Source organism: Aquimarina spinulae, assembly GCF_943373825.1.
Classification (GTDB): Bacteria; Bacteroidota; Bacteroidia; order Flavobacteriales; family Flavobacteriaceae; genus Aquimarina; species Aquimarina spinulae.
In genome coordinates this window covers 3214320-3226178 of record NZ_CALSBP010000002.1, presented here as the reverse complement: position 1 = coordinate 3226178, position 11859 = coordinate 3214320, and the positions used below count along the sequence as shown (strand labels likewise).

At 34.3% G+C, this 11859-nt stretch carries 6 protein-coding genes; all 6 read right to left on the bottom strand.

Annotation, left to right across the window (positions count from 1 at the left end; genetic code table 11):
- Positions 1-119 precede the first annotated feature (119 nt).
- Positions 120-950: an SRPBCC family protein gene (locus NNH57_RS19580; RefSeq protein ID WP_074405470.1), complete on the bottom strand. Its 831-nt coding sequence runs from the start codon at positions 948-950 to the stop codon at positions 120-122.
- 79 nt (positions 951-1029) lie between these two features.
- Positions 1030-2295 carry a GMC family oxidoreductase N-terminal domain-containing protein gene (locus tag NNH57_RS19575; RefSeq protein WP_108807997.1) on the bottom strand — a complete coding sequence of 422 codons (1266 nt, stop codon included), beginning with the start codon at positions 2293-2295 and terminating at the stop codon, positions 1030-1032.
- Between the two features lie 223 nt (positions 2296-2518).
- Positions 2519-3406, bottom strand: coding sequence for an outer membrane lipoprotein-sorting protein (locus NNH57_RS19570; protein WP_074405472.1), 888 nt, complete (start codon positions 3404-3406; stop codon positions 2519-2521).
- A 206-nt stretch (positions 3407-3612) separates the two neighbouring features.
- Complete coding sequence (locus tag NNH57_RS19565; protein WP_074405473.1) at positions 3613-6195, bottom strand: efflux RND transporter permease subunit; 2583 nt, start codon at positions 6193-6195, stop codon at positions 3613-3615.
- 93 nt (positions 6196-6288) lie between these two features.
- Positions 6289-10086 carry a beta-ketoacyl synthase N-terminal-like domain-containing protein gene (locus NNH57_RS19560; protein WP_108807998.1) on the bottom strand — a complete coding sequence of 1266 codons (3798 nt, stop codon included), beginning with the start codon at positions 10084-10086 and terminating at the stop codon, positions 6289-6291.
- Entirely contained in the window at positions 10083-11852 is a 1770-nt protein-coding gene (locus NNH57_RS19555) for an aminotransferase class III-fold pyridoxal phosphate-dependent enzyme (protein ID WP_074405475.1), read from the bottom strand. Before NNH57_RS19555 ends, NNH57_RS19560 begins: the two co-directional genes overlap by 4 nt.
- Positions 11853-11859: the final 7 nt, after the last annotated feature.

Genomic DNA, 11859 nt, shown 5'->3' with positions numbered 1-11859 from the left:
GAATATAATTTGAAATCTAAATGGGTGAGTGTAGATATAATGCACCTCTCTTTTAAAAATTTTCTCTAGCGTATGATCTTATGTAGCAAGAAATTAAGCAAAGAGGTTATATCCGATTTTTATATCATCATTTCTTCGGGTTGGTCAACTTCCCGAACATAATCTACTTCAGCATTACGATATTTTTCTTTATCTAATATTTTGGGCATTTTTGCAAATGCATAAGGCAGCATACTAGGGATTAACCAGTTTGCCAGTGCATAGGGAAAGTATCCTCCTGGATCAACTGCATCGTATACAAATTCATATTCTACTTCTCCATTCTTTAAAGGAGTGTATCGCCATCTATTATGCATTTTTGTCACCCGATGACAGCGCTTATTAACAGGTAGTTTATCTGGAGCAGCTACAAAATTAAACTTCATTTCTTTACTAACAGGGTCTTGTGAAAACTCTGATTTAACCACAAATTCTCTATGTTTGAAAGGAGGAAAAAGCTTCTGTTTAAAGGTATAATACACTAGTTTTGGATCAGATCCAACCAAGTTTGGGTCTGATCCGTTTATATAGTATGAATCAAACATACCAACATCTTTTGCAGCATCAGGGTTTCGCATAAGCGTTAAAATGCTAGCTAATCTGGCTCTAAGCCTTCCTACTATTTTAATTTTCAACCAAGTTTCTCCCGGAACTTTTAAGGTATACACTACCATTCCTTTCTTATCTGATTTCATTTTCCATTGGCCAGAGCCTGATTTTTTCCATAAGGAATGTACTAAGGTCAAAGTAAATATTAGCAATAGCACTTCAACCAGAACTAAGGTTATAATTCCTAATTGTCCATCTATAAATCTATTCCATACAAAAGGAGCAGCAGCTCCTACCGCGATACTTAAAAGTGTTAAGATCAATAAAAAACCATTGGTCTTATTTTTCTCAGAATGTTCCATATTATTTATTGTTTTTGTGTTATAATTCAAAACCGTTAGCTTTTGCTAGTTTTGAGATTGTTTAGTTGGATACTTATTTTTAAGAAGCTATCAAATTTCTGGCTAGATGTTTCGCCAGACAAACAAGCGTAAGAGTTGGCGTTATCCTTTCGTTTTCGGGTAGCACAGAGCCATCACAGACGTACAAATTGCTATACTCTGTCTGAAGTTTCTCATCGACATGCTCTTTAATTTTTATGGTTCCCAGAGCTCCTCCAGATATAAGGTCGGTTTTAAAGATTTTTCTGGCTCCAGCATTTTTTAATATTTCATTAGCCGCTTCCATTCCTTTCTCTAATTTCTGGTGATCATTACTTGTCAACTCTTTATGATACTTTCCATTTTCAGTAAGTTTACCTCCAACAGGTTCTTTAACCTTAACGGTGATCCCAATATGTTTTGGGTATGATGCTATACGTAATGGTTTGCCAGAGACGAGCATCCCTACATTGAACAGGAAGCGATGAAAATTAGCATCTATCAATTCAATATCATCATCTAACTTTGCTCCCATACAACCACAGAAGTTTTCTGCTGACGAAAGATCTGGAACCTTTCCTATAAGACCAATACTTGGATTGATGTAAAAACCTTGATTCACTACATTTTTAACTCCACTATTTTTAAGAATGATAGGAGAAGCCAGTGAACCCGCAGCGAGAATTATTTTGTCTCCATATGCTTTAAACACCTTCTTTTTTCGGCCAATTTGGTACTCAACACCAATAGCCTTTTTATGATCAAGAATTGCCTTAGAAACAGTAGCCTGATTAACCAAAACTGCACCATTTCTAATCGCATCTTCTACATAGGTTCTGGCTTTCCATTTTACTTCATAATAGTTTTTATGATTGAATTTTGACTGATCTACCAACATCAATTTCTTTTTCCAGTCGTAACCTAATTCTATAGCACTCTCGCCCAATCTTTTTGCCTGGCTACCAATAAATCCATCAGAAATTTCGGCAACTGGTAATTCTTTACGTACTTGTTCGAGATCTTCTGTAAGATCAATTCCTAAATTCTTGAAAGTTTCTATGGGTGGCAGGTCTGCTACAGCAAGATACATAGCTGTTGTACCACCGGTAGTAAAAGCTCTTAAATCTTTCAGTTTATCTGCAACACGTACTTCGTTAGAAATTTTGGCATATCCCATAATGGATTCTTTAAGAGGTGCATTACCTCCTCGTTCCAAGATTAAGACTTTTTTATTTTGTTTGCTTAACTCTTTTGCAATTGTAGCACCGCAAGTTCCTGAACCTACGACAATAGCATCAAAATGCTCCTCATTGTTTGAATATTTCATATGTACTATTCCTTATAAATTTTCTATGAGTTTGTAGTGAATTGATAACTATAAAATGTTGATAAATCATGATTCTGCACAATGATAATTATCTATTATTGATACCCATTTCACTTATGATTATCAAACTTTTACACCAAATGGTTTGGCGATCTCATCCTACATTCTAAAGTTTACGATCGTTTCTTTTGTGAAGCTTTTTTGTGTATTAAATAATTGTATCCTATTTCAAATTATTACGAAGTCTGATTAAATTCCGTTCTCTAAAAGTAAAATCCTCCAAAGTCCTTGTAGTTAAAAAATCATCCGAAATTTCTTGATCAAAGGCTACCGAAATCATGTTCATAATACTTATTGTACGAGTGGCAAGATTATTCATCGTTAATCGCCTTGCGATCCATACGTCATCTATTTTTTCAATCTTTGACATCGTCAACTGTTTGTAATGATCTCCCCGAACGTATAGGTTCTTTTTTAAACTAATATATCTTTCTTTATCTATCCATGATATTGTTTTACTATACTTTGATTTTTTTGCCCTTTCTGTTGTGGGAGTATACTCAATAACCCAGACTTCGCGCCCTTTATAGTTTTCTTCCTTCAAAATCTTGTAGTTATATTCATCAATTTTCAGGTCTTCCATATCTTCAAGTGAGAATTCTGATCCGAAAAAACTTCCGCTACTATCATTACTATCACTGCTTGATGCCAGACGTTTAACTTTACTCAATTCTGGCAAGTAAATCCAGCTATCATTATCCTTACCAAGCTCACCATACTCATAGGTTAACATACCTACTCCTTGTTCTTTTTTAGGTTCAATTATAATAGAAACTGATCGGCTATCCCGATGGTTTTCTCCATAATTTTTTGCAACACTTTCCAGCAATTTATTTCTTGCTTCTTCAGTGCACACAATCCTTTTATTAGATACAGTGTATTTACAGGTAGCCAATTTTATTCTCTGAACTGATGTATTAAAGGATTCTTTAGCTACCTTTTGCACCTTTGTCATGATATCTTTTGCTGACTGAGTTGGCAGTATCTTTTTTGAAAATGACGATATCAAAACGGCCATAACAACCAATAAAACAATCTGTTTTTTTTTCATTATTTATTTATTTAAGTTGAAAAAAATTTAATACTAATTTATATGGTCAAACAACCTTTGTTCCTGATAATTAAACCACAACTATACGAGTGAGACGTGGTTGATCACTTGCCTCTTTAAGCAAAAACCATAAGAAAAAGGAAAATCGATATAGTTGCCGAAAGTATTAGAGGAGGATGTTTTACCTTTTATAACTTTGCTTAGAATTATTTTTGTACTACCATTTTTCTCTGAAATTTTGGCTTTCCTTTCTTTTGAAATTTTGGTTTGAAAACCAAGATCAAAGCAGGTAATAGGAAAAGATCGCACATCAAAGCTGAAAAAATCGCGATTGAACCAAATTTTCCAACATTTGCAGTTCCCTCCATCGCCGAAAAAGATAGTATCCCAAAGCCTAATCCTAAAATTAAACTTGTAAAAGTAACTGCTTGACCAACTTCTTTTATAGTATGATACAAAGCTTTTTTAACATCTCCTTCTATCATTAGCTTATCACGATAATGACTGATAAAATGAACGGTGTCATCTACAGAAATACCAACTACTACAGGAAGTAACAACAGGATATCTATATCTACAGAACGTCCTGTTAATCCCAGCAATCCTAAAGTTAACATTGATGGGATAAGGTTTGGAATAATTGCTATCAAGCCTCCCTGTATAGATCCAAAAACAAAAATCAAAACTATGGTTACCGCAATCAAAACCATAATAATGTCCTGCAATCCATTGCTGGCAATAACCTGTACAAATCTCATATTCATAGGAAGTGCGCCTGTTATAGATACTTTTGTATCGGGATATTGTTGTTTGAGCATGGTTACTGCTTCATCAATATCCTTTTGCATGCCCTCGTATACTTTTAAATATTTAAGAGAACCAACGTTGTATAATTGCACAGAAATATGAGATTTACTATAATTATCAGAAACTTGTTTTCTACGATCTTCTGGGTTTGCCAGGTTAAAAAGAAAAAGGGTTTGGGATAAAGCGTTTTGATTGTCAGGAATGGTATACATCTCTTCTTTTTCTTCATTCAATGTTTTATTAGCCTTTTTTACAACTTCTACCAAAGATGATGTCCTAACAACTACATCATTGTATTTGGTTTCTAACTTGCGTTGCAGTTTATCAATTGTATTCAGGACAAATGGATTTTCAAATGCGTTTGCTTTAGATAAGTCCAGATAAATTTCCATATTTAGACTTCCCATCATTTTCTCGTCGATAATATCTGCAGATTCCCTATAAGGACTACCTTCGACAAATTGATTAGCAATATTAGTATCTATTTTAAGTACAGTTACACCATAAATATTTATTCCTAACACTAGTAGAAATAACACAATAATACTAATGGGATTCTTTTGCACTATCGATGGTACACTATTTAATCTTTTTTGTAAAAACCTGGAAAAATTAGGTAGATACTTACCTGTCGATAGTCTAAATTTCTTTTTTCGTTGCGTATTTTCCCTTCCAGGAGCCCATACATCTAATAATAGGGGCAAAAAGAAGATGGTAAGGATACAGGCAAAAGCTACACCTGCCGCAGACATAATACCAAAAACCTGAATACGGGGAATTGGAATCAGAAAACAGGCCAACATACCTATTATATTAGTAAATGCAGTCAATACAATTGCTTTATTAGTTGATGCAAATACTTTTTGTATTGCTGTTTTTCGATCATTTCCCTGATTTCGGAAATATACGTAGCCCGAAAATATATGTGCAGCATCACATACTCCAACGGTTAGGATCAACATGATCGTTAGCATTAGAAAAACTGTTACTTCTACCCCTAACCAACCTGCCAAACCAACAGTCCAGACAGCACTTATTATAACTATTAAAAGCGACCAGGCCACCGCACTAAATGAACGGATAAAAAACCATAACAGGATAGATATTATCAATAAAAGTCCTAAATAAATCGGGCCTGCTTCTTTAATAGCTATAGCTTGCTGCTCATAGGCCAGAGGAGCGTTTCCCACTGCATAATATTCCAGATGACTTTTATACTCCGGTTTATCTAAAATAGTATTGATTTCCTCCATTAAGGGAACCAGTTCACTTAAGTCTGCACGTTTGAAACGGATTCTTTCTTCACTTTTTTTAATTTCACTCATATCGGCAACGACCATTTCATCCATTTCCAGGGCGTCTTCAACAAGTTCTTCATCTGTAACAATAGGTAATTCCTCTTCTAGTAACTCAGTCCCAAAATCGGTTTCGATAAGTATTCCTCCATATTTCATATCTTTTGAAAAGAAAAGTAATGGAAAAGACTTTTGAGATTGCGCTAGCTTACGAATCTCTTCGATATCTTCCTGTTTGGTCGGAACATTATCCCCTACCAATTTTCTAGAAACCAATACATCTCCTTCTGCCGTTAAAAGAGAAGCATTAACGAGTGTATTGACTTTAACAATATGTTTTAGTGCTGTTGAATCGTCATTATATTTTGTATTGAGAATATCCTCACGAATTTTCTTTACTACCTCTAAAGATTTAGTAGAAAAAACATCTCCATCTAAAGGCTTATACGCTATGTATACTCCTTCATTGCTTCCAAATTCTGCTTTAAACTTATCCATGGCTACCAAAACCTCATCATTTTCTGGAAACCACCCTTCAATAGTCATGTCAAATTTGGTCTTTGGTATTCCCAAAAATGTAAATATTGTAATAGCTACAAAAGCTAACCAGATAATCAGTCTTTTTTTCCGAACCATTTGCGTAACATTTTCGAAAAAATTTGTTTTGGATTTTGGGTTCTTGCTCATAATAAGGTTTATTACATGTTTAAACAGTAATCCAATAGAGCTTAATTTCTACTGGTATAGGCTGTTAATCGTACACTATCTGTTTTTGATTTATTAGTGTTTTTGAAGTACTTTCTGTTTTACGGTAGATTTTTTTGATGTAGTCTTATTGAAAAAAGCATTTATTTTTCTAGCAATCTTTTTGCTATTATTCTTATCGATAATTGAAAAGTGATTAGCTTCAATAGGGTTGATAAGGATTGGCTTATGTACTAATGCATTCCAACCGTAATCTTCGGGAGCATTTTGATATGCATCCATATAACTTTCTGTGGCTTTAAAAAGCAATATTTCTATTTCTTCTGGTAATTTTAAAGGCGTATAAGCACGACAATATTTATCATTCGCGATTGTGGTGTAGATACTTGTCGCCAATTGTTCTTTCGGAAAATTAAACCCTAGATTCTTAACGTTGTCATATATATAATCAACAATTTCGTTTTCAGGAATCTGCTTTAATTGCTCTGCATCCAAGATCACATTCTGGCCAGATGCGTTAATGAAAATAGATTTAATCCCTTCTACTAAATCATCAATCATATGACCACTTTCTATTGTAGGAGACATACAATCTACAAGTATTAAAGCTTCTACCGTTTCTTTTTGATCCAGTAAAACCCTAGCCATTTCGTAGGCAATTGTACCACCATTAGAAAAGCCCAGTAAACGGTATGGACCAGTAGGCTGTACTTCTTTAATTGCTTCTATATTGGCTTTAGCTATAGCTTCTATACTATCAAGAGTAGTATTTTCTTTTGTAATCCCTATCGGTTCTAAGCCATAAAATGGTTGTTTTATTCCTAATGCTGAAATAAGGTGTTGTAAGGTTATTATATTTCCATCCGCACCCGGAACTGCAAAAACAGGTCGTTTCTTACCTTTTACTTGCATAGGTACCAATGTTTTACGTATAAGACTAGGTGCTACCCCGTTAGATTTTGATTCTTTTTCATTTATACTTTTATCTCTATACTCCCTATCATTTGTGGCTTGTATCTTTTCAACTTTTTCCAAGTGGTTCTCTACTACATACTGAGTAAGGGTTTTGATTTCTGAATTATTAAATAGAATAGCGGGTGATATATTAATTTCTAATAAATCATTGATTTGTGCAATCATGGTTATTAGCCCAATAGAGTTCATTCCTAAGTCTAGGAAGTTCTTATCTTCAGATATTTTTTCTATTGGTTTTTTTATTTGCAAGGCTATTTCATGTTTCAGGAAAAGCTCTATTTTTTCGGTGGGTTTCATAAGATTACTTTCCACACCGTTATCAGACCTGAAAAAGAACCACTCTGCCTGTACAGGATTTTCGTTAATTACCTGAATCTCATTGTTTTTTATACTTTTTGATACTGGCTGTTTTTCTTTAGAACCTGATTTTTCTATATCATCTATGTCAACCCAATACCTTTCTTTTGCAAAAGGATAATCTGGTAAAGATACTGGGTGTACTTTTTTGTTTTTCCAAACCATGGTCCAATCGATATGAAGACCGCTGGTCCAAAGTTGTGCAAGCTGCTCCCACTTTGCAGCCTCTAGACTTTGCTCAACCATAGTACTTATCATATCTTTTGTTAAGATTTTGATAATCCCGTTTTCTTTATTGCGATTAATATTTCCGTAAAAGATTCCTTTCTTTTCCAATAATGCTTCCTTACCAGAATTTTTGATCATGATCAATTTTTCGAGTAAATCTGTGTGAGAGGAGACAACTATAGACAATCTTTCATTCATGGCATCACGACCTACCTGTAGCGTATAAATCAAATCTTCGAAAGATGAATCAATCTTACTATTAGATAAATAATCAATATAGTTATCAACGTACTCATCCAAACGTTCATCATCTTTTGCAGAAAGAACAAATAACTGAGATGCCGTTGTAGTTTCTATTTTGGATACCGGCGCTTTAATAGGATATTCCTCTAAAACAATATGCAAATTAACTCCACTATCTGCAAAAGAATTAAGCCCTGCCCTAATTGGAGTATCATTATGCTCACGTAATATATCAAAAGGTAGCTCTTTATTAGCTATGTATAAAGGATGAGAGGGGTTATCAATATCTAGAAAGGTGTTTATCTTTTTTCCTGATATGGTCATCGGAAACTTTTTGTGATATAGTGAAAGTGCCAGTTTAATAAAACTAGCCAATCCACTAACAGCCTCCAGATTTCCTATATTTCCTTTTACACTACCTAAAGCGCATTCTTTTTCTTTTGACTTATGTTCTCTAAATACATTTTTAATTCCCTCATATTCAAAAGAATCTCCCCATTTTGTCGCATACCCATCAACTTCGATGTAGTTTATTGATTCTGGAGTTATTGAAGCCTTTTGATAGCAATTAGTTATAACATTGGTAATCGCTTCATGTTTTACTTCCGACAAAAACCTGGCATTACCTCTATTATTCTGATGACTGGTTTTGATAACACCATAAATTCTGTTATTATCTTTTTTGGCGTCATCCAATCTTTTTAGAACAACGGCTGCTACTCCTTCTCCTCTGGTAAAACCATTAGCTTCATCATCAAAGACTCCACATGTTCCTGTAGGTGATAACATACCATATTGTGATAATGAGATGTAATCATCTTCAAATAAATTTAAAGATACACCTCCTACAACTGCAGTACTACATTCATTATTTAGTAATGAGTAATAGGCTCTATTAATTGCTACTGCAGATCCTGCACAGTTAACATTTATAGACTCACTAGGTCCATAAAAATCAAATAAAAACGAAAGTCTGTTTGCTAGATAATATGTAGGGCTTGAAGAGCTGAAAACAGGTCCGTATTTACCTACTGGTATTTTATCTATGTTTTTTCTTAGATAATTTTCATATTCTGAATACTCATAAGCAACATATATAGCTGTATCGGACCCGGCTAATTTTTTAGGTGCTACTCCTGCATCTTGAAATGCTTTATAGACTTCTTGTATCAGTAACCTCTCCTGAGGATCCATCAGTATTGCTTCTTCTGGGTCAAGGTCAAAAAATTTAGGATCAAAACAATCAATGTCATTGATCATTGCCCCCCATTTAGAGATAGTCTTTCCTGAGGAGACTGATTCTTGATAATAATCTTCCCAATTCCATCTTGATTTCGAAATTTCGTTGATGCTATTTTTACCATCAACCAGGTTTTCCCAAAATGTCTGAATATTAGGTGCATCGGGAAAATTACAACTAAGACCAACAATAGCTATATCGCAGTTTTGGGATGATGGTTTAGCTGTCACATTTGCAATAGGCATCTGTTTTTCCTTTCCATTGAAATCGTTCTCATTACTTTGATCAAAATTGTTGTAATACTGCATCAAATCATCACTATGATGAGATAACAAAACATCAACTATTTCATCAATCGATCTAAACGAACGGTGTGACAGATCTATCTTATATTTTTGATCTATAAAATGTAATAATTTATGATAAGATTCTTTAACAGATCTTCTACCTCGAGATGTTCGATCTCTTGTAGAATTTGAGTTGATATTTTTTTCGATTGCCGGATTTTTGGCTGCTGATTTTATCTGTATTTCTGATGAATTATTTGTCTCAGGTACATTGTCTATATTATCTGTTTTGACACTGATTATTTCCTCTTCAAGTAAATCAGCAAGTTCTTTAGTTGTATTTACATTTACAAATTTTGAAGGGGATAGTGTAATGTTAAGCTTACGGGATATTTTATTGATCAATTCCATAGAAATAATGGAGTCAATACCAAAATCCTCGAAATTAGCATTAGGATCCAATTTCCCTGCAGGGAGTCGTAATGTGGTTTCAAAGATCGTTATGATCTCTTGTAAAACATTTTGAGTTGTTGCTACTGTCATATTGTTACTCCTTTTTCTTGAAAATTATTCAAATCGGATATAATTAATTTTCTTAATTTTTCCATTTGATCATTCTTTTTGGTCCCTTCCTCGGGATCGTTTCTCATATCAGGAATGGTAGATCTTGTCGACCGGATATCTTCTTTAATTTCATCTTCTTCAATACTATCAGATATATAAAAGAAGTTTTGCTTCAATAGCGTATCAATGCTTTTCTTTACAACTCTTATAATAGATTTAATATCCTTATCAGAGTGTGCCAATGTTAAAAAGCAGTTGCCTGAAGGGCTGGTTTCAACTCCATTTATTCTCATCAAAACAAAAACTAACTCTTTTACCACTCCATTGGGATCATCCAGAAATTTAAATCTGAATAATGAACTGAAATACTCGATTATCAATGGTACATTTTTAGTCTTAAAAAAAGAATTCAGTTCTTCGCACATGAGTCTGGTCTTTTCATTTAATTCCTGTAAGAAGCAAGAATTTGACTCATCGGTCTTGTTTTCTGAAGTTGAACACCTTTTTTTAATTTCGGTAAGTATTGCTAGTGTTGCAGCGAGTTTAATTGGGTTTCGAGTATGTGTTCCAGCCATAAGTGCTTTTTTAACACTGGGCATCGATTCATCATCATAGTCAAATGTTCCTCCGTCTACATAATTCATGTATTTGGTAAGCCCGGCAATCATTCCCGAAGGCATTCCTCCTGCAGGGATTTTTCCATAGGTAGCAAGGTCTCCTTTAATCTTCCAAAGCCCCTGTACTCCACTACTAGAAGCCCTAAATCCGGTGATCATTTCATCCATAATCAACAGGATATTCTTTTCGAGTGTTAGCTTACGCACTTCTTTCAAGAATTCAACAGGTTGATTATTCGGGTTTCTAGATTGTACTGGTTCTACCAAAATCCCAGCAATCTCATCTGCTCTATCTTCAATGATACTCAGGTCATCCATATTTCCATAATCCAGTACAATAAGCTCATCGGCAAATTCCTGGATCATTCCCAGTCCCATTGCTATGCTATTACCAAACTGATCTTTGGCTGCAAGTACTGTATCAGATAATCCATGATACGCTCCTTCAAAAATTACTATTTTTTTCTTTTGAGTAGCTGCGCGAGCAATTCTTACTGCCCACATAACTGCCTCTGTACCAGATTGTGTAAAGAGCACTCTTTCATGGCCCGTGAGTTCACTAAAAAGTTTGGTTGCCTGAGAAAGCTCTTCTGTATACCCTACCAAAGGATACCCTTTATCCAACCGCTTTGAGATAGCTTCTTTTATAAAGTCTGGTTGATGACCAAATAAGTTAACTCCATTATCACTAGCGATATCAATATATTTATTACCATCAATATCATAAAGATATGCCCCATCACCTTTGCTATACGTTAGATGAAATTGTAAGCGTTTTAACGCTTTTTTTAATCCTCCGGTTCTTCTTTGATCTACAAAATACTCCTGGCACTTAGATGCATTTTCTTTGGATTTTGATGCAACTTTTTCCAGTTTCTGAGCCATTTGATCAATGAATCCCTTATGTTCTTCATTTAACTGAAGCTCGGTCACTGCTTTAAGTGTATTATCTTTTTTTTCAGAAAAGTTATTCTCAACCGAGTTAGCATTATTTGATAAATGCGTTTTTAGTTTAGAAACCAAATAACTTTTCTCTTTTTCGGGTAATTCTTCAAAGAATCTTAAAGCTTCTTTCTTCTCTATTTCCTTTGAAACAATTTTTTCCAATATATCGTCGATTGCTATCATGACCTTA

Bases quoted from the DNA above. Each gene is read 5' to 3' on its own strand.
- NNH57_RS19580 (WP_074405470.1), bottom strand. From the start codon at position 950: ATGGAACATTCTGAGAAAAATAAGACCAATGGTTTTTTATTGATCTTA.
- NNH57_RS19555 (WP_074405475.1), bottom strand. From the start codon at position 11,852: ATGATAGCAATCGACGATATATTGGAAAAAATTGTTTCAAAGGAAATA.
- NNH57_RS19565 (WP_074405473.1), bottom strand. From the start codon at position 6,195: ATGAGCAAGAACCCAAAATCCAAAACAAATTTTTTCGAAAATGTTACG.
- NNH57_RS19575 (WP_108807997.1), bottom strand. From the start codon at position 2,295: ATGAAATATTCAAACAATGAGGAGCATTTTGATGCTATTGTCGTAGGT.
- NNH57_RS19570 (WP_074405472.1), bottom strand. From the start codon at position 3,406: ATGAAAAAAAAACAGATTGTTTTATTGGTTGTTATGGCCGTTTTGATA.
- NNH57_RS19560 (WP_108807998.1), bottom strand. From the start codon at position 10,086: ATGACAGTAGCAACAACTCAAAATGTTTTACAAGAGATCATAACGATC.